General features: G+C 32.9%; 24 protein-coding genes. 12 read left to right on the top strand and 12 right to left on the bottom strand.

Features of this window, described 5'->3' with window-relative positions:
- Window positions 1-37 precede the first annotated feature (37 nt).
- Window positions 38-889, bottom strand: a complete 852-nt coding sequence (locus tag ACE94K_RS17810) for a bacteriorhodopsin (protein WP_378175495.1) — start codon at window positions 887-889, stop codon at window positions 38-40.
- A 340-nt stretch (window positions 890-1,229) separates the two neighbouring features.
- Between ACE94K_RS17810 and ACE94K_RS17815 the strand changes: the two genes are divergently transcribed.
- From ACE94K_RS17815 to ACE94K_RS17835, 5 genes are all read left to right on the top strand, one after another.
- Window positions 1,230-1,811 (top strand): hypothetical protein, encoded by a 582-nt coding sequence (locus ACE94K_RS17815; protein ID WP_378175498.1) that lies wholly within the window; start codon window positions 1,230-1,232, stop codon window positions 1,809-1,811.
- An 88-nt stretch (window positions 1,812-1,899) separates the two neighbouring features.
- A complete protein-coding gene (locus tag ACE94K_RS17820; protein ID WP_378184310.1) occupies window positions 1,900-2,334 on the top strand; it encodes a hemerythrin domain-containing protein in 435 nt (144 codons plus the stop codon).
- A gap of 25 nt (window positions 2,335-2,359) precedes the next feature.
- The gene (locus ACE94K_RS17825) at window positions 2,360-3,457 is read left to right on the top strand and encodes a DNA topoisomerase IB (RefSeq protein WP_378175501.1); all 1,098 of its coding nucleotides are present in this window, start codon (window positions 2,360-2,362) and stop codon (window positions 3,455-3,457) included.
- A 16-nt stretch (window positions 3,458-3,473) separates the two neighbouring features.
- A complete protein-coding gene (locus tag ACE94K_RS17830) occupies window positions 3,474-4,361 on the top strand; it encodes a mechanosensitive ion channel family protein (RefSeq protein ID WP_378175504.1) in 888 nt (295 codons plus the stop codon).
- A gap of 45 nt (window positions 4,362-4,406) precedes the next feature.
- Window positions 4,407-5,438 carry an AI-2E family transporter gene (locus tag ACE94K_RS17835; RefSeq protein WP_378175506.1) on the top strand — a complete coding sequence of 344 codons (1,032 nt, stop codon included), beginning with the start codon at window positions 4,407-4,409 and terminating at the stop codon, window positions 5,436-5,438.
- An 85-nt stretch (window positions 5,439-5,523) separates the two neighbouring features.
- Here ACE94K_RS17835 and ACE94K_RS17840 read toward each other — a convergent pair whose 3' ends face one another.
- Genes ACE94K_RS17840 through ACE94K_RS17850 form a run of 3 tightly spaced genes read right to left on the bottom strand, consistent with a single transcriptional unit; the run spans window position 5,524 to window position 6,171 of the window.
- Window positions 5,524-5,676 (bottom strand): YqaE/Pmp3 family membrane protein, encoded by a 153-nt coding sequence (locus tag ACE94K_RS17840; RefSeq protein WP_378175509.1) that lies wholly within the window; start codon window positions 5,674-5,676, stop codon window positions 5,524-5,526.
- A gap of 48 nt (window positions 5,677-5,724) precedes the next feature.
- Window positions 5,725-5,928, bottom strand: a complete 204-nt coding sequence (locus ACE94K_RS17845) for a hypothetical protein (protein WP_378175512.1) — start codon at window positions 5,926-5,928, stop codon at window positions 5,725-5,727.
- A gap of 30 nt (window positions 5,929-5,958) precedes the next feature.
- Window positions 5,959-6,171, bottom strand: a complete 213-nt coding sequence (locus ACE94K_RS17850) for a DUF2945 domain-containing protein (protein WP_378175515.1) — start codon at window positions 6,169-6,171, stop codon at window positions 5,959-5,961.
- Window positions 6,172-6,556: 385 nt separating this feature from the next.
- On the opposite strand from ACE94K_RS17850, the gene ACE94K_RS17855 reads away from it, so the two are divergent.
- A complete protein-coding gene (locus ACE94K_RS17855) occupies window positions 6,557-7,006 on the top strand; it encodes a PA2169 family four-helix-bundle protein (RefSeq protein ID WP_378175518.1) in 450 nt (149 codons plus the stop codon).
- A 127-nt stretch (window positions 7,007-7,133) separates the two neighbouring features.
- On the opposite strand, the gene ACE94K_RS17860 is transcribed toward ACE94K_RS17855, so the two are convergent.
- Entirely contained in the window at window positions 7,134-8,150 is a 1,017-nt protein-coding gene (locus ACE94K_RS17860) for a helix-turn-helix transcriptional regulator (RefSeq protein ID WP_378175521.1), read from the bottom strand.
- A 241-nt stretch (window positions 8,151-8,391) separates the two neighbouring features.
- Here ACE94K_RS17860 and ACE94K_RS17865 point away from each other — a divergent pair, with 241 nt between their 5' ends.
- Complete coding sequence (locus ACE94K_RS17865; protein ID WP_378175523.1) at window positions 8,392-9,093, top strand: SOS response-associated peptidase; 702 nt, start codon at window positions 8,392-8,394, stop codon at window positions 9,091-9,093.
- Window positions 9,094-9,095: 2 nt separating this feature from the next.
- Here ACE94K_RS17865 and ACE94K_RS17870 read toward each other — a convergent pair whose 3' ends face one another.
- The 3 genes from ACE94K_RS17870 to ACE94K_RS17880 form a co-directional block, all read right to left on the bottom strand.
- Window positions 9,096-9,416: a hypothetical protein gene (locus tag ACE94K_RS17870; protein ID WP_378175526.1), complete on the bottom strand. Its 321-nt coding sequence runs from the start codon at window positions 9,414-9,416 to the stop codon at window positions 9,096-9,098.
- Window positions 9,417-9,566: 150 nt separating this feature from the next.
- Entirely contained in the window at window positions 9,567-10,592 is a 1,026-nt protein-coding gene (locus tag ACE94K_RS17875; RefSeq protein ID WP_378175529.1) for a helix-turn-helix domain-containing protein, read from the bottom strand.
- Between the two features lie 165 nt (window positions 10,593-10,757).
- A complete protein-coding gene (locus ACE94K_RS17880; protein ID WP_378175532.1) occupies window positions 10,758-11,798 on the bottom strand; it encodes a helix-turn-helix domain-containing protein in 1,041 nt (346 codons plus the stop codon).
- Between the two features lie 217 nt (window positions 11,799-12,015).
- On the opposite strand from ACE94K_RS17880, the gene ACE94K_RS17885 reads away from it, so the two are divergent.
- The 3 genes from ACE94K_RS17885 to ACE94K_RS17895 all read left to right on the top strand — a co-directional run bounded on the left by ACE94K_RS17885 (window position 12,016) and on the right by ACE94K_RS17895 (window position 12,761).
- Window positions 12,016-12,180, top strand: a complete 165-nt coding sequence (locus ACE94K_RS17885; RefSeq protein ID WP_378175535.1) for a DUF1328 family protein — start codon at window positions 12,016-12,018, stop codon at window positions 12,178-12,180.
- A gap of 22 nt (window positions 12,181-12,202) precedes the next feature.
- On the top strand, window positions 12,203-12,385 hold the full coding sequence (locus tag ACE94K_RS17890; RefSeq protein ID WP_378175537.1) for a hypothetical protein: 183 nt from the start codon (window positions 12,203-12,205) through the stop codon (window positions 12,383-12,385).
- A gap of 253 nt (window positions 12,386-12,638) precedes the next feature.
- Complete coding sequence (locus ACE94K_RS17895) at window positions 12,639-12,761, top strand: hypothetical protein (protein WP_378175539.1); 123 nt, start codon at window positions 12,639-12,641, stop codon at window positions 12,759-12,761.
- 48 nt (window positions 12,762-12,809) lie between these two features.
- Here the strand turns inward: ACE94K_RS17895 and ACE94K_RS17900 are convergent, their stop codons facing one another.
- Window positions 12,810-13,226 (bottom strand): arsenate reductase family protein, encoded by a 417-nt coding sequence (locus ACE94K_RS17900; RefSeq protein WP_378175543.1) that lies wholly within the window; start codon window positions 13,224-13,226, stop codon window positions 12,810-12,812.
- Between the two features lie 124 nt (window positions 13,227-13,350).
- Here ACE94K_RS17900 and cls point away from each other — a divergent pair, with 124 nt between their 5' ends.
- Both cls and ACE94K_RS17910 read left to right on the top strand, forming a co-directional pair.
- The gene (gene cls / locus ACE94K_RS17905) at window positions 13,351-14,772 is read left to right on the top strand and encodes a cardiolipin synthase (protein ID WP_378175546.1); all 1,422 of its coding nucleotides are present in this window, start codon (window positions 13,351-13,353) and stop codon (window positions 14,770-14,772) included.
- 62 nt (window positions 14,773-14,834) lie between these two features.
- Window positions 14,835-16,142: an MFS transporter gene (locus ACE94K_RS17910; RefSeq protein WP_378175549.1), complete on the top strand. Its 1,308-nt coding sequence runs from the start codon at window positions 14,835-14,837 to the stop codon at window positions 16,140-16,142.
- A 54-nt stretch (window positions 16,143-16,196) separates the two neighbouring features.
- Here the strand turns inward: ACE94K_RS17910 and ACE94K_RS17915 are convergent, their stop codons facing one another.
- Genes ACE94K_RS17915 through ACE94K_RS17925 form a run of 3 tightly spaced genes read right to left on the bottom strand, consistent with a single transcriptional unit; the run spans window position 16,197 to window position 22,350 of the window.
- The gene (locus ACE94K_RS17915) at window positions 16,197-17,090 is read right to left on the bottom strand and encodes a DUF6268 family outer membrane beta-barrel protein (RefSeq protein ID WP_378175552.1); all 894 of its coding nucleotides are present in this window, start codon (window positions 17,088-17,090) and stop codon (window positions 16,197-16,199) included.
- Between the two features lie 9 nt (window positions 17,091-17,099).
- On the bottom strand, window positions 17,100-20,792 hold the full coding sequence (locus tag ACE94K_RS17920; protein ID WP_378175555.1) for a metallophosphoesterase: 3,693 nt from the start codon (window positions 20,790-20,792) through the stop codon (window positions 17,100-17,102).
- Between the two features lie 22 nt (window positions 20,793-20,814).
- Window positions 20,815-22,350 (bottom strand): GH3 auxin-responsive promoter family protein, encoded by a 1,536-nt coding sequence (locus ACE94K_RS17925; RefSeq protein WP_378175558.1) that lies wholly within the window; start codon window positions 22,348-22,350, stop codon window positions 20,815-20,817.
- Window positions 22,351-22,357 lie beyond the last annotated feature (7 nt).

Genomic DNA, 22,357 nt, shown 5'->3' on the forward strand with positions numbered 1-22,357 from the left:
CATTATATGCACGATGATACGGGAAACTTTCAAAATATTAAGCATTTGTAGATAACTCGTGGTAATCATAATTATCTTCTTTGCTTAAAATGATGGCTACTCTACCTAACAAAACTCCGTAAATCACTTTAGAACATACATCTGCTACGGTATATGTTATTTGTCTTCCTACAACACCGGTTTCATTAAAGAATGCTCCTTCGATTCCTAGTAAGTGAGGCATTAGATATGCACCTGGATATAGAAACCAAGAAAACAAAAACAATATCCATATTTGATTCATCACATTTTTAGCTTGTTGTGGAATTCCTTCTTTTCCTTCATTAATTACTTTGCGCATTACCCATAAAATATGAATAAAAAACACAGTAGAGATAGCACCCCAGATAAAAAAATTAGATAGGTTTGAGACTTCGTAAAACTGTCCAATATATCCTGTAATAATCATTAGAGCTCCAGAAAACCAGAATTGATTTCTTACAGATTTTAAATTTGATTTAGTCAGAGATACTACAAATAAAATTTGAAATAGTAACATCGGCACGTCGATCAACCAATTCAAATATCTATATCCATTATTGAAAAGATCACCATCGGTATTTAAGAAGTATTTACCTGCTTCTTGATTGAATTGAAAACTAGAAGTCCAATTACCAGCTTGTGCGTATAATAACAAAAATGCCGAAACCATAACGACTCCTGATAAGATATTGGACATCCTGTATTTTGGTGACACCGTTTTTAAGGTTAAAACAAAATAGAATAAACCGGCTAGCATCACCGCATAGCCAAGTGTTAATGTATGAGAAACCATCTGATAGGCCATTTCAGAATAACCTTCTGTCATCCCAATATAATTTTCAAAATTTGCATTAATTGATTTTTCCATAAGACTAAACATTTAGAAGATTGAATTAGTTTAAAATTTTTTCTGTAAAGCTATAGTAATTGTATGGAGTCTTTTAACACAAAAAATACAAACCTTAATGCAATCCATATTTGTGAAAAGAAATATGGTTATCTCAAAATCAAAAATTGTTAATCAAATAAGTCAATCAAAAATTGATATGCGCACAATCTTCCGCGCTTTCAAATTTAACTTTGTGATCTCACAAAATATATGTTATAAACAAGGGCTACTAAAATCTAAAAAGTAAAATATCATTAGGGCAAATGTGATGTGTTAATAGAAGTAGCCCTTACTAATCTAAACTTAAAACTCATTAATTATGAAAAAATTTACAGGATTATTAGTAATCATTTTTCTTATAACCAGTTGTGATGTACAACAGAAAAAAGAGGCTAAGCTGCCAGATGTTGACGTTGATGTTGATGTTGATACAGAAGCTGGTCAACTACCGACCTTTGATGTAGATTGGGCAGACGTTAAAGTGGGCACCAAGACAAAAACAGTGAAAATACCGAAGGTTGTTGTAGTAATGGAAGAAACAGAAGTAGAAGTACCTTATATAGATGTAGATATGCCAAACAGCGGTGAAAAGGAAGAACTGACGTTGACTGTAGAAGCAGAAGTGAGCGATAAAGAACACACCATTGAAATAATGGAAATAATAGCATCTAATGACAAATTATATGTGATTTCTGAACTGAAAGAAACTGATCAAACGCTTGAGGATAAAAAACTAAGGATTTCTGATAGAGTCATATTAAACGCGCCTGATCTCAATGTAAAACATATAATTGTTGGAGAAAAACCGGATCGTGTATTTAACGATCAGTTTAAATATGTTACTGACATCAATGATTTTAAATCTGAACTAAAAAACACCAAAGTAATTTTCACCAAATAAGATTTTAACAATTGATATGGTTGATTAATTGAAGATGGTCTTTTTACGCATTGTGAAGAGGCCATTTTCTTCAAAAAAAAACAAAATGATGAATATTTTTGAAGCTTTACGACAAGACCACGAAATACAACGATCGTTACTTAATGATTTAGTAGAAACGTCTGGGGATACAGATAAAAGAGACGAGGTATTTAAGGAATTGAAAAAAGAATTATCCATACACGCTGATGGAGAAGAACGCCATTTTTATGTGCCCTTAATTGATAGTGATAAAACTCAGGAAAAATCAAGACATAGTATTGCAGAACACCATGAAATAGATGAATTGGTTGAAGAATTGGAAAAGACCGCATATTCGTCTTCTGCCTGGTTACGTATTGCAAAACAACTACAGGAAAAAGTAGAACATCATCTGGAAGAAGAAGAACATGAAGTATTTCAAATGGCAGGAAAAGTCTTAACCGAAGAACAAAAACAAACATTAGCAACAAAGTATACCTCGTATATAAAAGAAAATAGATAACTTAGAGTATGACTTTTTCAAATTTATGAGTGCTGACCATCAAGATCCTAAATTCATTAAACAGCTTATTCAAACTCCTGAAAAGGTAATTGATCAATTGAATCTTGTTTATGTAAACGATGACAAACTTACTATCTCCAGAAAAAAAAATAAGAAAGGTTTTGTATACCGGCTCAATGGAAAAGAATTATCTACCAAAAAAGATTTAGAGAGAATCAAAAGTCTTGTTATCCCTCCAGCTTGGAACAACGTAAGAATAGCCGCGATTGACAATGGTCATTTACAAGCAGTTGGCAGAGATCTTAAAAACAGAAAACAATACCGATATCATCCTCTATGGAACGAAATTAGAAATCAAACGAAGTTTTATAAAATGACTGACTTTGCAAAACGATTGCCTAAAATTCGTAAACAAGTTGATGAGGATTTAGAACAACGTGGCTGGCCAAAAAACAAAGTTTTAGCACTAATTATAAGGCTAATGGAGGAAACTCATATACGCATTGGCAATGAACAATATGCAAAACGAAATAAAACCTATGGACTGTCAACCATGCGCACAAGACATGTGAATATCGAAAAAGACAATATAAAATTCGAATTTGTTGGCAAACGAGGAAAAAAGCATTCTATTACCCTGCGAAATAAAAAATTGATTCGATTAGTAAATCGCTGCGAAGAAATTCCTGGTTGGGAACTATTTCAATATTTCGATGAACAAGGTGATAAACATTCTATAGAGAGTAGTATGATAAATAATTATCTGCACGATATTGCTGGCGAACTTTTTACGGCAAAAGATTTTAGAACCTGGGGAGCCACTTCCATTGCTTTTGAAAAATTGATAGAATTAGGGCACACGGATAATGAAAGACAATTACATAAAAATATTCTCGAGGCGTATGATGCAGCTGCAAAGAGTTTAGGAAATACCAGAAATGTTTGCCGAAAATACTATGTGCATCCTGCGATCATTTCACGCTATACCGATGGAACCATTATTCCCTATTTTGAGCAGGCAGAAAAAAACGAAAACAACAAGGAGTACTTTTCTAATACTGAGTCCGTAATTTTAGAATTACTAAAAAACTATACTCCTCCATTCTTGAAACAAAATAAATAAACAAAATAGAAATAGCATGTACGATCAATTAGTAGAAGCCTGGAATAAAATGTTATCAAAATTAGAATCCTGGCTAGATGCCATAGTAGTTAATCTGCCTAACTTGATAATTGCAATTGTAGTTTTTATAATAGCGTTGATAGCATCAAAATACGTTAGTAAACTCATCTTAAAACTCTTAGAGAAAAGCAACCTTCAGCGATCAATGAAAAAGGTGATTGCTAAACTTGTTTCCATCATAGTCATATTATTGGGCTTGTTTTTGATTCTTGGCATACTAAACCTTGGAAAAGCTTTAAACACCATTTTAGCAGGAGCCGGAGTTGCTGGTTTGGCAGTTGGTTTGGCCCTACAAGGTGCGCTGGCAAACACCTATTCCGGAATTATTTTGTCTTATATTAAGAACTTAAAATATGGTGATTGGATACAAACTAATGATTATGAAGGAGAGGTAATAGATATTGACCTTAGAGCAGTAACCATCAAACAGGTTGATAATAATTTGGTATATATACCGAATAGATTGGTCGTAGAGAATCCCATAAAAAATTACTCCACTACCTCACAATCCAGAGTTATTTTAGAATGTGGTGTTGGCTATGAATCTGATTTAAGAATGGTTCAAAAACTAACCGTCGATACCATTGTCAATAATTTTAAAGCTGTTGAAAAAAAAGACGATGTATTATTCTTGTGGAAAGAGTTTGGGGATAGTTCTATCAATTATGAATTACGTTTCTGGATTAATTCTACCTCTGCCTTGGAAGTGGCAAAAGCCAAGAGTGAATCGATGATGCTGATCAAGGATGTTTATGATGAAAATGACATTAACATTCCATTCCCAATACGCACGTTAGATTTCCCGAAGGATTTCAATCTATCCAACAATTCGGATAAATCATAACATGACCTTTAATATCTATTTACAAATTGGTTTACATACGTCAAGATGAAAAATATTAGTCCAAATATCATACGCCAGATATTTATTTTATTATTAATTATACTTATCGGTGGACTGATCTTTAGAGAGATTCTACCATATCTTTCTGGAATTCTTGGAGCCATTACAATTTATGTCATATTACGTAAGTTAATGGTTAAATTGGTACGAAAGGGTTGGAACCCGGATTTGGCAGCAACGTTACTTTTGATTGGTTCTTTTGTAGGAATATTAGTTCCGGTAATTGGTGTTATTCTTATGCTAAGTAATAAAATTGGAGACGTTACTAAAAATTCTGAAAAATTTTTAGCAGCTATTAAAGGTCGTTTGGACACGTGGGAATCTCAAATAGGATACGATATCAGTTCTAGAATTGACCCTGAAGGAGTTTCATCTTGGGTGGCAGAAAATTTGCAAAACCTAGCCGGTGGTACATTTAATGTATTTATATCAATAGGCATTATGTACTTTTTGTTGTATTATATGCTTACAAATCGAAAGAAATTAAGAGAGTCCCTTTTTGAATATATCCCTATTAATGAAGCTAATTTGAAAATAATTGGTGATGAGAGTCAAAAAATGGTTCGTTCCAATGCCGTTGGAATTCCTTTGGTTGCTATTATACAAGGAGTGGTTGGATTAATTGGGTTTTTGATTTTTGGTATAGATGATCCACTTTTCTGGTTTGTCATTGTTACGGTTGGATCTATGATACCGTTTATCGGTACTTTAATCGCTTTTCTTCCAGTTTTCATTATCACTCTTTCAACAGGAAACACTTTTCAAGCTTGGGGAATTTTGATTTATGGATTGGTGGTTGTAGGATCTTCTGATAACTTGGTGAGACTTTATATCTTAAAAAGATTAGATAACGTACATCCGATTATTACATTAATTGGTGTCATCGTCGGTGTCCCATTATTTGGTTTTATAGGATTGATTTTTGGCCCTTTGCTTATTAGTTTGTTTCTGATTGTAGTACAAATTTATAAATCTGAATATGGTCAACCCGATGACACAGGACAAGAGAGGTTATAGATCTATAAGTTATGAGTAACAAAATAGGTTTACTTGACACCTCCGTTAATATGTAGAGCTTTTAAAAATTCCTTGGATAGTGTTTTTATTGATTAACAACAAAAGCGTGGATAACTCCAGGAATCCATCCAATGATTGTAAGCAAGAGACTGATTAAAAAAGTTGTACCTAGTCCGTGTTTTAAAAAAACAGCAAGAGGTGGCAAAAAAATATTGAGAATAATTGTTAGTAAAGACATAATAAACAGTTAGTTATAATATTCTTATTTGTTAAAAAATTTAAGCTTCTACAAATAAACATCAGAGTCATTTTTTAGAATATGTGAACCATCAGAAGTTCTTATGTATAATGCCATACTAGCATTACTATAACTTACAAATGGGTTTTCTTTTGTTTTTCTGGTGATCTTATACTTATATGTTTCTTCTACGATTCCAGAAAGAGTACTATTGCCTTGGCTCCATTGAACCTTTACTCCTTTTTTTATCATAAGTTCTACTATATTTTAGGATATGGTATGTTAGTCTGCTCGAGAAACTTCACTTTCACTTTTCAATACGTGATCACCATCTTCTTGTTTGATATAAAGTGCCTTATTACCTTCCTCTCCATCTCTTGTCACCTCGGTACCTTTAATAGTTTTGGTCACCTTTTTTGTGTAGCTTTCTACAACTTCTCCGGTAGCGGCACCTTGCCCCCAGTCCCACGTTACTTTTGTTCCTTTCTGTATCATAATTTTTTATTTGCAATATCCTTTAAAGACACTTAACAGGTTAATCCTATCAATGTTTTTATTAACTCAAACCATTGACTACGCATCATTTAGCTAAACAAAAGTTAAATTTCATATGAGTTAAATTTTCAACTTTTTGAACAAGTTTTTTGTTTAACACTACATTACTTTTAAACAACGAAATAACTTACGTATGGAATTAGAAATACTGCTAATTTTTGTTTGTGGATTTGCGTTGGGAATAGTAGCGTCTATCTCAAGAAATCTTTTTAAAACAAAAATTAATTTTAGACAACTATTTTCCAAAGATCAATAGGAAATACCTAGATGTAAAGCAATGATCATCTTTAAATAAAACATTGTAAACCTTAAAACTCAAAAAATTATGGCAACGTATTCTGAACAAGTTGGAAACAAACTAAACAATCTCTTAGAGAAAACCTATGATGCAGAAAAAGGTTTCAAGAAAGCTGCAGAAAATGTAAAACACTCTTCTCTTAAAAATTATTTTAACCAAAAGGCTCAAGAACGTTATAACTTCGGACACGAATTAAAAAACGAAATAAAAGCATTTGGTCAAGATGTAGACAAAGGAGGCAGTGCAACAGGAAGCGCTCATAGAGCTTGGATGGATGTGAAATCTTTTTTATCCAATGATAACGAAGAATCTATGTTAGAAGAGGCAATACGAGGAGAGAAAGCATCTGTTGATGAATATAATGATGTACTTTCTGAAACTTCATTACCAGCAAGTACGCAATCTATCTTAGCAAAACAGAAACAAACTATAGAAAGTGGATTATCAACTATCAAAAGACTCGAAGATTTAAACTAAGAGCGTAATTATTACCCTCAACAAAATCACTCTGAGAAACTCTTTATCCCATTTGGGTTTCTTAAGAGTGATTTTTTATTATTTAATGTAAAAACCTATTTTAAAATTATTATTATTTTGAATAAAGTTAAATCTTTTTAAGTTTATATTCTTTAGGACTACAAAGATGTTTTCTTTTAAAAATTTTACAGAAATAGCTTCTGCTGGTTAAGCCAATCGAATACACAATTTCGGAAATTGTTAAATCCGTAGTTCTGATTAATTTTTCCGCTTTTTCTAATCGTACATTTCTGACAAAATCAGATACTGTTCTTTCGAACATGAACTTAAAACCCTCCTGTAATTTGGCCGGAGAAAGTCCGGACTGTAAACATAAAGTTTTAATACTGTGCTGTATCTCTGGATTTTCTTTAATGTATTCACTTATTTGTGATATCGCTTTTAGTTCATCTTTTAATAAACCACTGGTGTTCGAGTTGTTTTCAATTTCTGCGTGAAATTGTTCAATATGTTTTGCCAAAATCAAATAGTATCTGCCTTTTTGAGATAGCAATTCTGAAATTTCGTTGCTATACTCCACACCAAAAAGTAATTTTAATTGTTCTGCGATTTTTAAGTTATAATTTCCTAAATGAAAATGCTTAGATTTAGTTTTAATATTTATTAATAAATTTTGTATTTTTTTGCCAAACTGATTGTTCTCCGAGCCAAACTTATCAAAATACTCTTTCTTATTAACACAGATTATATTTAAAATCAACGGCGTATTTTTTTCAATAATCATACTACTAGACAAGCCTTTATCACTGTGAATTACTGCTGTCTGAAATTGTTCAATTGTAGCGATCCTTTCAGAATCTTCAAACTGATGATGACAAGCCCCGTTTAAACAATAAATAAACTGTAAAGAATCTGCCGTAATGGAACTAACAGGAAACTCAAGTCTAGAAAATAATCTTAAATCGAAATCATAGGATTCTAAACCATTTTGTAAACTTGTATACCGCACTTGACCATGACCATAAGAAGAAGCTACGGTTAATGTATGTATTTCGCCATTTACTTGGATATCACCCGGTATATGCTCGTTTAGAACACCTAATTCTGTTGAGGCCTTTGGATAGTGGTCCGTTATAATTTCCATAACGTTCTTTTTACAGTCATACTGCTTGGTTAATAATGAGTTACTTTGTGTTGTTATACAAAAATAACTGGCTTATTCTCAAATCGTTGTCTTTTTTAGATTTTTGATTAACTCTATTGGATTATGACTCGTAACAACTTTTAAAATTTAAATTTATAGCTATTAAATGCGCTATCATTTGAACGGTACGAGACAACTTTCAATGCTTTTTTTTGTTTACTTGCAACGGTAAGTTGGAAGAATGTATAAAAAAATTTCGAACATAGCAGAAAGAGAATTGATAGAGCAGGAAGTTGGAGTTCGGTATAGATTTCCCAAACTTCATACACCCACACCTGTCATAGACGGATCAGAAGAAAGTACGATTTCTATCATTACCTCAGAAAATCCGGACTGTATCTCATATGGCATTTGGGGTATTTTACCCGATAACTATAAAGAGGAGTGGTCAGACTTTCAGAAAGTATTCAATACCTTACACATTACCAAAGATCGCTTAAATTCTAACGGTATTTTTCAAGAACCCTATCAAAAGAGACGTTGTGTGATCATCGTTACAGGTTTTTTTATCTATCATCTGTACAATGGATCATTATATCCATACTATGTACATCAAAGTAACAAAAAGCCTTTTTATCTTGCTGGAATTTACAATGTTCTCGATGATGGTTTTATAACTTGTTCCATTATAATGACAAAAGCCACAGGCGTCATTGAAACTATTCAAAATTTAGATAATACAATGCCCGTGATCGTCCATAAAACCTTCTTAAAAACCTGGTTAAATCCTTCTACAACCAAAGAGGACCTAGATTACATATTAGGCTCTTCTAAATTATCTAATTTAAAAGCATATCCTATTGCAAAAGAGTTTTTCAAGAATGATATTTCGTATGATTCTATGTTATCACCAGTATATTATAATGGTATTCCTATTCCTTAGATTTAAGAACAAATAGAATCTGCCCCATCTATTTGACCTTTTATGCAACCTACATCTATTTTTAGGGTCATTGGAATTACTCCATATTTAGGACCTAATCCCTCGGTCATAAACTTTCCAAGGTATTGGTGTGCCAATTCAATATTTTCAAAAATAAAAGTTCCTCCAACCGTTTTGGTCTCATCATTGGTATATAAGAATAAGGAAATCAAACCTTTAGTGTTTTTTAAAATTTGTTTTCTCTCTCTAGAGACTTTAGAAAGTTCTTCTAAAGATAAATTGGATTTAAATTTCAGATTTACTATTGCCTTTTTAGTTTGCATTCGGTTACTTTCAGTTTTAAAATGGGGTTATACTTACTTAAAGATACAAAACATCACTGTTTTCAACCCAATTACAAGGTAAAACAATAATATTTCCAGAGAATAATTCTCTATGATTAAAAAGTAGTTTTATACTCGAATACTGATGCTTTACTTAATTTTTTTTCTGTATTCTGCAGGCAAGATACCATATCGCTCAAAAAAGATCTTAGAAAAATAGCTCCTACTCTTGAAACCGATTTTATATACTATTTCAGAGATAGAGTCATTGGTATTTTTTATGTAGTCTCTTGAAATTTCTAATTTTAACTGACGAATGTATTCATTAACTGATTTAGAATACAAAACCCGAAATCCAAGCTGAAGCTTTTTTGGGCTCATCCCTGCTTTGGTCGCTAAAAAATTCACAGATAATGGTTCTGAAATATTATCTATGATATAACCTGACAGATTATGAATCTTTTTAATATCTTCTTTACAAAGTGATTCTGGGAGTCCTATATCATTTTCGTGATTATAATGCTCTAGCATTTGCATTGCCATAATCAAATTTAGTTGACCTTCTATCGAAAGGGTTCTTACAATACCACTTTCATAACTCTCCTGTAATTGTTTTATTTGATCAGCTATTTTAAGATTATAATTTCCAAGATGTTTATACGAAGACGAGTCAGAACCACCATTGAAAGCAGAAAAAAGACTTTTTCCTAAATGAGAAAGATTGTTGTTTTTCTTCTTAACGTACTCCCCCGCAAGCACGTAAATAAAATTAACTTTTACATTTACTGTTTCGGGGAAAATATAAGTTTCTCTGGAAAGTTTTTTGGTAGAGATTATAATATTTTGGTAACGATCGAAAGAGAACGGCTCATCTTCTTCGGTATTTAAATATTCTAGTTTACCTTCAGATATAAAAATAAATTCTATTGGATTGGCATCTTTTATGTTAAAGAGTATTTTTGTATCATCAAAAAAATACACATCATAATCAACCAAGGTTACTCCCCAGTCAAAGGCAATACTTCTTATCGTTCCTTTTCCCAGTTCATTGTCAAACTCAAGAATATTTTCGCCCCATCGTTCAATTATTTCTCCCTTCAAATAACCATTTAACTGCTCTAAAATCTGCACACCGTCTACACCATGTATCTCAAATTTCTGCATATTGCTACTCAATCTAACTTGTATTTTGTGTTTTGTACAAAGAAATTAGATTTGTCTTAAACAGATTAACAATTTTGAAACTTATAATAACACTATTGGTCTGTTTTGAGTCGTAATTTTTATCTTATTTACAGAAGAATTTAACACAAAAAATCTATTCTTTTGATTTAAAAAGTTTTAGGCAGACTGCGTATCTTTGGTATTTCTTACCTGATCCAGATATTGTTTTGGAGAAATGCCATATTTTTTCTTAAATAACTTAGAGAAATAACTCCTGGAATTAATTCCCACTTTATAGGTCACTTCGGTAATATTAAGGCTCGTTGATTCTAGTAACTCTTTTGCGGTCTCGATCCTATAATTTTGAATATACTCATTTACAGAAGTTTTGTACAGTTGTTTAAAACCGGTCTGTAGCGTATTTTGGTTCAATCCTACTCGTTTTGCCAAGTTTATCACACTGCCAATGGTTTCTAACTCTTCTTGTATGATCGACACAGCCTTTTCTATACTTTCTACTGTGGTTTGCCGAAGTATTAATCGCTTATCAGGTTGATTGAGATCATCAAGATACTGCTGTAGTTGATGTGTTAAAATTTCGTACGCTTTACCTTCAAGAAAAACCTGGCGCATGAAACCTTCAAGTTCACATTCTGTAAATTCTGAAATAAACTTCGAAATCTCTAAACTAAAATAATTTTTATAATAGAACTTATTAATTCCATTTACATCCCGAAAAAGTTCTATAAGATCATCATTCATCTCTGGTAAAAATGACTCTATTTTCTCCTCAAATTTTTTTCTATTGATTTGTAAGGTAAATATGCAAATTGGAGTATCAGCAGGTATTTTGAAAATATGATTATTTTTCGGGATGCTAGAAAGCATGATATTCTCCAACCTTCTTATTTTCCTAAATTCTGTATCATCTTCAAATTTATGGTAAAAACCAGATTCTCGGTTGAACATAATTTTTAAGGGGTGTATGATCCCTTTTTCCATTTCGAAATAAAAATCCTTTTTCAATAAATAATCAGCCTCTACTACGCCTACACCAAAATCAAATTGAAAAGAACGTATATATCCCGAGCCAAACTCTTCGGGTAATCGTAAGCAGTATTCGTGGTATGACTCTTCGTACTCAACTCCTAAACTGCTTGCCAAATCAATGACAATATCCTTTACGTTTTCATCCTTAATTTGAATTTTTTTCTTCATGAATATTTATTGTGGTTGGTATTCTATAAATATACCTCTAATTTACCATAAATAAACAAAAACTAACTCATAATAGTAATGGAGTTAAGATTGCTTGCGATACAGTCAAAAAGTTATCTCTTATTTATTGAAATTTACTTTATAAAGATTTGAAAATCAAATCATACTCTATTTGTAAACAGTAGGGCTTATAACAACTAATTAAAACCATTAATTTATGTTACGTTGGACAGTAATTTTTATTATTCTAGCAATAGTTGCGGGAATATTCGGATTTGGAGGTATTGCAGCCGGAGCGGCTAGTATTGCCAAAATATTATTCTTCATTTTTATCATTCTTTTTATCGTATCTCTCATATTCGGTAAAAAATTCAAGGCATAATTCATTTAAAATTGAAACAATTATGAAAAAAACAATCATATCAATTGCAACAATGTGTTTACTAGTTGCAATGACATTAAGTTGTAGAGAAAAAAAGACTACAGGAGAAAAAGTTGAGGATGCCGTAGAAGATGTTGGAGATGCTGTAGAGGATGGTGCAGAAGATGTAAAAGACGCTGTAGAAGATGCAACTGACGATAATTGATTTTTAGCAGATTATACTGCATTTTGGAAACAGGTAAGTTGGGTAGGCCTTTACCTGTTTCCATAAACCAGGTTACACATAATGTTATTTAAAAGAAGAAAAAATAGTATCAAGAATAATTTTCAATTAAAAAAGATGGTAAAATTTAGCATACACTTCTTTTTTATACTGTTCTTTATTATGTGTATATACCTTGCTAATATCTTAATATAGGCTAAATTATTTTTATTAAACACATCAAAAATTAAAAATCATGGACAAGAAATTTAAAAGAAAGGAAGAAGATAAACCCTTAACTGACTTCGGAAAACCTAAATCGACAAACAAAAGACCTCAACTGGATAAGAATACCATACGAGAAAAAGCAAGTAAATAATTTACTTGCTTTTTTATTGATATTTAAGCCTGTAGATATTATTTCAAATCATTGATCTTTGGATGGATTTCGAGATACACCTGCACTATCGGGTTCAATATATTTTACAAAGTCTGATGGGTTTGTTATTTGATAAAACTCTTCTCCTATTATTAAAATAGGATTTACCACAACTTCTGGATGATTACTTATGATTTTGAGCCAACCTTTGGTGTCTAATTCTATGTCCGAATTGTACAATTCTTTAAATTTAGGATGTTTTTTATCAATCAGCCCCGAAACTTTTACATTAAGTTGATCACTAATCTCTACCCATTGCGTTTCAGGTATATTGGTTTTTAAAGTGTCTATTGGCAAGATATCTTTTTTAGAAGAATTGACATATCCAAGGGTTTGTTTACCAAGAGATGATTCTGAATGATAAATCAATGTAATTTTATTTTTATCTGTTGAAATGATTCCCATAGCATTTAAATTTTTAATTTTATTAAAATTATGTTTTTACGGTAAGTTGCTGTAATCCTATACAGATAAATAGTAACTCATTTAAAACATAAAAACGCTCAAAAAGCACAAAACAACCTTTGATATGACAATTGCCATTAGTCTCTACGGAGTTCTTACCATACTAGCTATTATACATATCATCCTTTATGGCTCAAGACCTACCAAATCTTTAAGCTGGCTTTTAATAGTTCTTATATTTCCTGTGTTCGGAATAGTGTTATATATTGTTTTTGGTATTAACCGAAGGCGATTTAAGTTTTTTAAACTGAAACAAACTGTCAGAAGAAAACTGTATGATGAAAATTTCAGTGACCGATTAGTCAAAGAACGACAGGTAGAATTTGATAACAAAAAGCGATTAAAACTATCCAAGTTAATGCGCAATAGCTCTAAATTCCCTGCTCTACCTTCAAATAAGGTTTCCGTATTACAAAATGGTAAGGAGACCTTTGATATTATTTTTGAAGAATTGAAAAAAGCAGAAAAATTCATACATCTTCAATATTACATATTTGAAGAAGGTGAATTATTTGATAGACTTTTTTCTTTATTAGAAGACAAACTTAAAAATAATGTAGAAGTACGCATACTCTACGATGCCATAGGAAGTTATTCTCTTAGAAAAAAAGCTATTAAAAAATTCAAAGACATCGGTGCAAAAGTGTATCCCATTATGCCGCTACACTATGGAAGTTTTCTGTTTACTTTAAACTATAGAAATCATAGAAAGATTATTATTATAGACGGAAAAGTGGGTTTTACGGGTGGTGTAAATATCTCTGATAAATATATCAAATCCAACTCTGAATTAGGTATTTGGGATGATACACATTTATATCTTAAAGGTCCTGCCGTTGATCATCTTCATCGAGTTTTTATAAAGGATTATTATTTTGCCAGTGATCAGGAATTGTTGCTTAAAAACGAATACCTTCCGGAATTAGAGGGAGAAGGCAATACAACCATTCAGATCATTGCAGGTGGTCCTGATTCTGATCATCCGTCCATTATGCAGCAGTATATATCTATGATCAATCTGGCCGAAGAATATATTTACATTTCTAATCCTTATTTTATACCAAATAGCGCTATGCTGGAAGCATTAAGAATTGCAGCACTAAGCGGAGTTAACATAAAACTTTTAGTACCAAAAAAATCGGATTCCTGGTTAGCTAAGTACAGTATGTTATCGTTTTTTGAAGAATTACTTTACTTGGGTATTGAAATTTACCAACAACAAGATGACTTTCTTCATAGTAAAGTAATAGTTATGGATGGTGAGATTGCTTCGGTAGGATCAGGTAACTTTGATCACCGAAGTTTTGAACATAATTTTGAAACAAATGCCTTAATTTATGATGAAGAAATTGCCGAAAGCATCTGTAAAGATTTCACGGCAGACTGTGAAAAAGGCATACTTCTAGCATATGACACCTATAAAAACAGATCAATAAGAAGAAAGCTTTCTGAAGGTGTAGCAAGGTTCTTTAGCCCTCTTTTATAAAATTTAATCCTTTATGGTACCAATAAAATTGATATTTAAATGCGCAAACCAGGTTCTGATCAATGAAATATGTTGAAAAACTTTATAAAATAATTAATAATGAAAAAGAAGAACGTATTTGTAAGGGCATCGATAAAAAGGCCTGCAATCACGTTCCAAGAAATTACTTTATTCTACTCTTAAGTAGTGTTTTTATAAAACTAGGAGACACGCTTAGCAATCCAAAAACAGTTTTAACCTGGGTTATGAGTTATGTTCATGCTCCCGTGTACCTAATAAGCTTTATAGTACCCATCAGAGAATCTGGATCTATGATTCCTCAAATATTGTTATCTAATTATATAAAAACTAAAAAAATTAGAAAATGGGTATGGATATTAGGTGCATTTTTTCAGTTTATATCTATTGCATTGATTGGAATGGTGTCCCTCTACTTTGAGGGTACCGAAGCTGGCTGGTTCATCATCCTTTTGCTTATAGTATTTAGTCTATCCAGAAGCCTTAGCTCTATTTCATCAAAAGATGTTCTGGGCAAAACGATTCCTAAAACCAGAAGAGGAAAACTAAAGGGATATACCAGTTCTCTATCGGGTATGCTGGTATTGATCGCTGGTCTTTTTTTGATTTATCCATCTAATCAAGAACAGGGCATTACATTCTACAGTAGTATTTTATTTTTTGCTAGTTCTTTATGGCTAGTAGCCGCGATAATTTATGCAAATATCAAAGAATTTCCTGCTCAAACCACTGAAAGTAAAAATGATATTCAGGCTCTTGTTACAAAACTAAAAATACTCAAAACCGATACTATTTTTAGAAATTTCATTATTTCCAGATCTTTATTATTATGCTCTGCTCTATCGGCTCCCTTTTATGTTTTGTTAGCCCAAAAATATCTAGGTAACGAGAGCTATCTGCTCGGGCTTTTAATTATAGCCAATGGTGTTGCGGCTATTATTAGTGCTCCTATCTGGGGTCAAATGGCAGATGTTTCCAGCAACAAAGTTATGATGATTGGAGCCATCATTACCTCTATTTTAGGGTTGATTATGTTTTTCTTTATTAGTTATGTGCCGTTTTTAAGAAATCAATATTGGCTATACCCTATGGCTTTCTTTATTTTAGGAATTGCTCACAGTGGCGTTCGATTAGGCCGCAAAACATATATTATAGATATGGCAAAAGATAACAAAAGAACCGATTATGTAGCCATAAGTAACACGCTAATAGGTATCATATTATTAATCACAGGAGGAATTAGTGCATTGGCCTCTATTATATCTATAGAAGGTGTTATTCTGGTATTGTCTCTATTAGGACTTTTTGGCGCAAATAAAGCTGCTCGATTACCCAATGTTCAAAAACGTTGATTTGTATTCTAATAAACCAAAACAGCATAACGAATCACTATTTTCAGCTGTTTTTTAAAGCTTCACCTTTAACCCACCACGTATATAAAAGCTATTCTGATCATTAATTGTTAATACTTTTTCTTGGTCATCATTTCGCAACCTTATGTCATTGATCACCGTAAAACCTGTATATGTATAAAAAACGATATGATCTGTTATATATCTCTCATATCCAAGCCCTGCTAGCACTATTGTCATTGAGATATTGTTAGCTATTTTCTCCTCTAAAGTGATATCATCTACAAAGCTTCTGTTATTTTGAATATTGGCAAAAAAACCATCCAACGTAACAAAAGCTTGTAGTGCATTTCTCCTTTTAAACCGAAATTTGATATTAGATTTAGGAACTCCCAAGACAAATGACCAGTACGGACGAAATTCTCTATAATAATTCACAAAAGGTAACGGGAAAGGTCGTCCTGCAGTGGTAGAATATCGAATACCAAGAATTAATCGCCAAGGTTTTGGTAATGCTTCTCTGGTTTTATCTTTAACAAAATAAACAGATCCGGTAAATAAAACATCATCCGAAATTATACCGCCTTCTTCAAAATTTGATGCCGCAATTGCCCCGGCTTGCGCTGCAAAACGCCAATTATTTTTAAGCTTGAAAGTATACGCCAAACTTGCTTCAAAAGAACCAAAACGCTCTAGATCCCGTGTATCAAAACTTGTGACATCACGATAAATAAAATTTACGTTTCTATACTCTATTCCAGGAACCAAATAACTACCGCGATTATTTAGTTTTATAGGGTATTTGGCAAAAACACGTAACCTTCTAAATGAGTTATCACTTTCTCTCTGCGGAAAAAAAGTATATTCTATTCGTGCAAGATCAGATACCTGGGATTGAACAGACCACGCAAACACACTGATTATGACAAATAGAATAGATTTTATCATATATTGATTTTAAAATTTGAATGCAAAAGCAAAAGAAAATCGTGCCCCATCCTCCCCGGTAAATAAATTGAATGTACCACTCATCGCATTTGCACTATTAATCCAAAATCCACCACCCAGACTACTATGCCATTTATCAGATTGGTCATTATCTGAAATCCAAACCCTACCTGTATCTGCTCCAGTAAAAATTCCTATTTGTAATGGCAAAATACTTGTCTTGAACTGATTAAAACTGTAGCGAATATCTGCACTCCCTGCTAATGAAGATTGACCAGTGAACCGTTCGGTTCTATAAGCTCTTAATAAATTATCTGCTCCTAACTGAGCACCTTGATAGAACTCAAAATTCTCTCCGATGTTAACCTGGCCTTGTGCGGCTGTTCTTAATACTAGTTTCCTATTTCTGGACAATGCATTGTAAAAACTTAAATGAGGCTTTAAATACCCAAAGGTTCTGTTCGTATTATCTATATTCATCCTGCCTCCTACATTAATTTCAAATTTCATACCTCTTGTAGGATTTACAACAACATCATAACTTTCATATCGGTAGGTACCATCCAATCCTGCAAACCATTTGCGCTCAAAATCTCCAGGATTTTGAAGGTTAGCTTCTTGAGTAATAAATCTTTCGGCTGTATCATCTACTCTAATACCCTCTATTGAACCTTTATACTCGAAATAACTACCTAAGCGACCACTTTTAACAGCTCCTAAAGAAAATTTATAAGTGCTTAACTTTACTCTGTTATAATCAAAATCCAGCTCATCTTGATTATTGGAGGTTTCATTTCCTATTCCAAAAAAATTGATAGCAAAGTTAGGGCTCGTATACTTTGCACTAATAAGAACGTTATAATCCCCTAAAATCCCTGCAAATTCTCCTCTATATCCAAGATCAAAACCTTGTGTAGCAAAGTAATATCCTCCAGAAAAACTATGGCTACTGGAAAAAGGATTGCGATGAAAACCATTTATTGTAAAGATCGCCATGGGCCCAATTCGAATACCATCATCAGGATTAAATCCAATGGTTGGCAATACTGAAGAAGTTGTTATCACCCCTTCATTTTTATCGAAATTATTAATTTGATAGTTATCGGTAAAACGGATCTTGGCTTTGTTAGTTTCTTCTACCGTATTGGGTTTGCTTTTATGATCATACACTTTAATTTTCCTACCTTTTGTTAGCTTGTATATATCATTGTTTTGTCCTCCAATGATATTAATCCTGATTGGATTATCTGCTTTTCCTCGGGACTCGAAGACATCATCATCGTCCAAACCATAAATCCATATTTCTTTAGTGTCTTTTTTATCAAAAGTTTTATCACTTACAATAGTGCTTTTTTCCCCATCCTTAATTCGATAAACCGTAATTCTGGTTTTACCTTCGGATAACCGCTCAATATCAAAATAATCATCCTTATCTGTACCCGTTACGATGGAAAGCCGTGTCAAACAGTCATAGTACCTATCAGCAATATCAATAATATTTTTACGTCTTCCTTTTAAGTTCTTTTTAATATTATCTAAATCTTCTCCTTTTGCCTCCGGTGGAATATTCTCAAAAGCATCTTCAATCGCGGCATTTGTTAAATTTTCCTGAATATGTTTTGCCTGTTTCAACCACTCATCTCTACCACTGTTTCGAATTAATGTTCTATCTAATCTCGTTGCAGAAGAATTAATCCATTTCACATCTTTTAATTCTTCATCATACACCTGAAATTGATTTGCAAACCCCATCAAACCTCTTAAAGTTCCCAAAAACCCACCATCGAAGTTAGAGAAAGCCTGATCTCGATCTCTGGGGATTGGTTTAAAAATGTGATCTCCGTTCTCCAATTCATATTCTGCCCATCTCCATTGATCTTGATGGCGATCCCAATCACCAATTAACATATCAAAAATTCTAGCTCTGATGTACGAAGGTTCATCAACCTTATATTTCTCATCTCTGCGCAATCGCTCATATACATCGGCGGTACTCTCTATATCGTCCGGTTTTCCAAAGGAAGCTAAATCTTTATGATTTTCTTCAGGTCTTTCTTCTATCATATATAATTCGTCTCCAAATGCATCATTATATTTTCCTAATGATTTCTGTTTCGGAATGTAATACAGTTTAGGATTGGTATGAAAAATTCCGACAGCTTCAGAAAGCTCAGGGATTACGGTAAAAATGTAGGGATGTCCCGCAGTATAAAAGTCAAGTAAAATATCTTCGGACACCGTATCTTCTAGAGATTCTTCCACATAATTATTTCTAAAAACAGTAGATTGCAAAAACTTAATACCACTTTTTTTCAAAGCCCTCATATTATATTGCTTACCATTTTTATCTTGTAATCGTATAGAGCGCGTTTGATGTCCTCCTCCTTTTCTAACCACTTCTAATCCCCCGTAGAGCGTATCTAGTAAAGCTACTTTAGCTGTGATTTTTTTTCCGTATAATTCTCTATAGTGATCACCCCAAATACTTTCGTAAAATTCTGTGCGTTCAGTTCCTTCCGTTTCATATACCGAAGCTTCTATGGTTTGTTGTGTCACTTCGGGAATTGAAGAAAGATCGTATGTAGGAATTTTTGTGTAGATTTCTTTTCTATAAAGTAATTTAGGCTCATTGTTTTTACTTCCGAAATAAGAAGCCCACGAGGATCCATCTTTAAGTATATCCAACCTCACAAAACCTTGTCCACCATATGCAAAAAGCCCATCGTTGCTTAAAGTTGCATAAGAGTTTTTTGCTCCAGCTCCAGAAACTATTTGTTTAACCCCTTCGTGTTCTATATACTGTAAAGAATGTTCGTGACCTGAAGCAAAAATAATCCTATTTGCTCCTTTGGCGAGTGTTTCTAATCGTTGTACAAGTGATTTATACTGCTTGTTTTGGTTGTCCTGAGTAGAAACGGCTCCACTTGTACGAATTTGCATTGCCAGAGAGCCTAGTATTGGTAATGGTATCTTTTTTTGAGAAGGATAAATATGCTTAATCGGTGCATATTTTCCGCCGTGGATTCCATTTGTATATAACGGATGGTGCAGTGCAAATAAAATAGTTTTATCCTGATTTTTCTTAAACTCACTCTCTACTTCTAAAAACATAGCCTCACGAGTCTTTATTTCCGGGCAATTATCATTGATAGTTGGATGCTTATCCCAATCTTCTAAGTACCATTGGGAATCAAGAATGATAAGTTGTATATTCTCTGTTATTTCAATACTTTCCAGAGCACATCCTGTCTTTGGTTTAAAAAGCTTTTTATCATCAAGTCTATCTTCAAAATATTCTTCTTCTCTTTTTAATCCTTTTAATCCTTCATTGTACCAATCATGGTTGCCAGGTATAAAGTAAATTTGTCCATCGAAGTTTTTTACGGCATCAATTTGCACATCCAGTCGATGTTCTGCAATTTTTCTGTCTTTTTCCTCTTTTTTAGGCATTCCATCAGGATATATATTGTCTCCTAGAAAAATTGTATAGTTTCCTTTTTGTTTATGATTTTCTAAATACTTTTCCAAGGCAAGCAAGGCAGGTGTACTCTCACCCGGCTTAGCATATCCTGCATCTCCAATTAGGTAAAAAGTCTTTTCAATATCCTTTTCATCGTGAACTACTGATTCGTTATAAGGATCTCTATATTTTGGTTCATACAATGCACAACCCGAAACAAGGATCGTTAACATTGTTATCATTATATTTTTGTAATTCATCATTTTAGTTTTGGATAGAAATATTGTTAGCGACAAATGCTTCCCATTCTTCAAATTTCTCTTCAGACATCACGCGTTCCATCTTTACCTGTCCACCTTTCTTTTTCTGTGCTCCACTCCATTCAGAAAAAGCCATAGGTGGTACTGTTGTGACTTTTACACCTTTTAACGCTTTGCTACGAGCCACTTTGTAATTTTTATTCGCATCCTTTAATACCTCATCTAATTTATTTGCCAGAGTCGCTTCATCTACTTTACTATCTGTTCCCAAATACCAATGATGGTAGAATTCATCATCTATTCTAGTTGCTGCTAATGTAAATTCAGGTATTTCAATATCAAATTGTTCTTCTATCGCTCTTAGCGCTGTATTCATCTTATTAACAGATAATTGCGATCCAACAACATTTAGAAAAAACTTGGTTCTTCCGGTGATTCTAATTTCAAATCTTTCGATATCCGTAAATTCAATGGTGTCACCAATAATATATCTCCAAGCGCCGGATACCGTACTCATTAATAACACATAATCTTGATTTAACTCTACCTCTGCGAGTGTAATGGAAGGAGCATCCTGCTTTAAAGATCCATCTTGATTGATATATTCGGGCTGAAAGGGAACAAATTCAAAATAAATACCATTATCTGTTATTAATTTCATGGCATCAGTTTCAGGTCGTTCCTGATATGCTATAAACCCTTCTGAAGCTAAATAGGTATCAATTACTGTAATGGGATGTCGAAGCAAATTATTAAAGCTCTTTTCATAAGGAGCAAATGCTACTCCGCCAGATGTATATACTTGCAAGTTTGGCCAGATATCATGAATAGTATCTACTTTATGGTAATCAATGACTTTTTGAAGCATTAGCTCCATCCAAGATGGGATTCCGCTAAGAGCTCCAATATCCCATTGTTTGGCTTTTTCTGCAATTCTCTGAACCCTGTCATCCCAATCATCAATTTTGGCAATATCTTTACCAGGTTTATAATATCCTTCAAACCAAAAAGGAATATTACTAGCGCTAATTCCGCTAATTTCTCCTTCTAGATGACCATCTCTTTCTTGTAGATCAGTTGAGCTACCTAACATCATAATTTCTTTCTCGAAAAAAGATGAAGGCAAATCAAAGTTTGACAATGCTTCAACTTGTTTGATACCTGCTTTACGAATAGCTTCAATCATTTCTTGCGTCACCGGAATACGTTTACTCTTTTTACCGGTGGTACCAGAACTTAGCGCGAAATAATCCGGACTGCCAGGCCAGGTTATATTTTCTTCACCCGCAATGGTTCTATTCCACCATTTTTCTAATAATTGGTGATAATCAAAATATGGGATTTTTCTTGCAAACTCTTTCTGTATATTTCCAGACTTCAGAATATTTTCAAAATCATACTCTTTACCAAAATTTGTTTGAGATGCTTTAGAAAGTAATTCTTTTAAAACTTCTTTTTGTGATTCTATGTCATTAGGTTCTGTAGATAGTGTATCTTTTAAATGAATCGCCCCTTTAATTAATGATCCAATGATTGCCATAATTTTG

It is taken from the genome of Aquimarina besae (genome assembly GCF_042434905.1).
Classification (GTDB): Bacteria; Bacteroidota; Bacteroidia; order Flavobacteriales; family Flavobacteriaceae; genus Aquimarina.

What these genes read in the sequence shown, in the direction of transcription:
- ACE94K_RS17860 (WP_378175521.1), bottom strand. Translation starts at nt 8,150, where the DNA reads ATGGAAATTATAACGGACCACTATCCAAAGGCCTCAACAGAATTAGGT.
- ACE94K_RS17840 (WP_378175509.1), bottom strand. Translation starts at nt 5,676, where the DNA reads ATGTCTTTACTAACAATTATTCTCAATATTTTTTTGCCACCTCTTGCT.
- ACE94K_RS17910 (WP_378175549.1), top strand. Translation starts at nt 14,835, where the DNA reads ATGAAATATGTTGAAAAACTTTATAAAATAATTAATAATGAAAAAGAA.
- ACE94K_RS17870 (WP_378175526.1), bottom strand. Translation starts at nt 9,416, where the DNA reads ATGCAAACTAAAAAGGCAATAGTAAATCTGAAATTTAAATCCAATTTA.
- ACE94K_RS17815 (WP_378175498.1), top strand. Translation starts at nt 1,230, where the DNA reads ATGAAAAAATTTACAGGATTATTAGTAATCATTTTTCTTATAACCAGT.
- ACE94K_RS17885 (WP_378175535.1), top strand. Translation starts at nt 12,016, where the DNA reads ATGTTACGTTGGACAGTAATTTTTATTATTCTAGCAATAGTTGCGGGA.
- ACE94K_RS17880 (WP_378175532.1), bottom strand. Translation starts at nt 11,798, where the DNA reads ATGAAGAAAAAAATTCAAATTAAGGATGAAAACGTAAAGGATATTGTC.
- ACE94K_RS17850 (WP_378175515.1), bottom strand. Translation starts at nt 6,171, where the DNA reads ATGATACAGAAAGGAACAAAAGTAACGTGGGACTGGGGGCAAGGTGCC.
- ACE94K_RS17895 (WP_378175539.1), top strand. Translation starts at nt 12,639, where the DNA reads ATGGACAAGAAATTTAAAAGAAAGGAAGAAGATAAACCCTTAACTGAC.
- ACE94K_RS17835 (WP_378175506.1), top strand. Translation starts at nt 4,407, where the DNA reads ATGAAAAATATTAGTCCAAATATCATACGCCAGATATTTATTTTATTA.
- ACE94K_RS17825 (WP_378175501.1), top strand. Translation starts at nt 2,360, where the DNA reads ATGAGTGCTGACCATCAAGATCCTAAATTCATTAAACAGCTTATTCAA.
- ACE94K_RS17855 (WP_378175518.1), top strand. Translation starts at nt 6,557, where the DNA reads ATGGCAACGTATTCTGAACAAGTTGGAAACAAACTAAACAATCTCTTA.
- ACE94K_RS17845 (WP_378175512.1), bottom strand. Translation starts at nt 5,928, where the DNA reads ATGATAAAAAAAGGAGTAAAGGTTCAATGGAGCCAAGGCAATAGTACT.
- ACE94K_RS17865 (WP_378175523.1), top strand. Translation starts at nt 8,392, where the DNA reads ATGTATAAAAAAATTTCGAACATAGCAGAAAGAGAATTGATAGAGCAG.
- ACE94K_RS17900 (WP_378175543.1), bottom strand. Translation starts at nt 13,226, where the DNA reads ATGGGAATCATTTCAACAGATAAAAATAAAATTACATTGATTTATCAT.
- ACE94K_RS17920 (WP_378175555.1), bottom strand. Translation starts at nt 20,792, where the DNA reads ATGATAACAATGTTAACGATCCTTGTTTCGGGTTGTGCATTGTATGAA.
- cls (WP_378175546.1), top strand. Translation starts at nt 13,351, where the DNA reads ATGACAATTGCCATTAGTCTCTACGGAGTTCTTACCATACTAGCTATT.
- ACE94K_RS17820 (WP_378184310.1), top strand. Translation starts at nt 1,900, where the DNA reads ATGAATATTTTTGAAGCTTTACGACAAGACCACGAAATACAACGATCG.
- ACE94K_RS17830 (WP_378175504.1), top strand. Translation starts at nt 3,474, where the DNA reads ATGTACGATCAATTAGTAGAAGCCTGGAATAAAATGTTATCAAAATTA.
- ACE94K_RS17925 (WP_378175558.1), bottom strand. Translation starts at nt 22,350, where the DNA reads ATGGCAATCATTGGATCATTAATTAAAGGGGCGATTCATTTAAAAGAT.
- ACE94K_RS17890 (WP_378175537.1), top strand. Translation starts at nt 12,203, where the DNA reads ATGAAAAAAACAATCATATCAATTGCAACAATGTGTTTACTAGTTGCA.
- ACE94K_RS17915 (WP_378175552.1), bottom strand. Translation starts at nt 17,090, where the DNA reads ATGATAAAATCTATTCTATTTGTCATAATCAGTGTGTTTGCGTGGTCT.
- ACE94K_RS17810 (WP_378175495.1), bottom strand. Translation starts at nt 889, where the DNA reads ATGGAAAAATCAATTAATGCAAATTTTGAAAATTATATTGGGATGACA.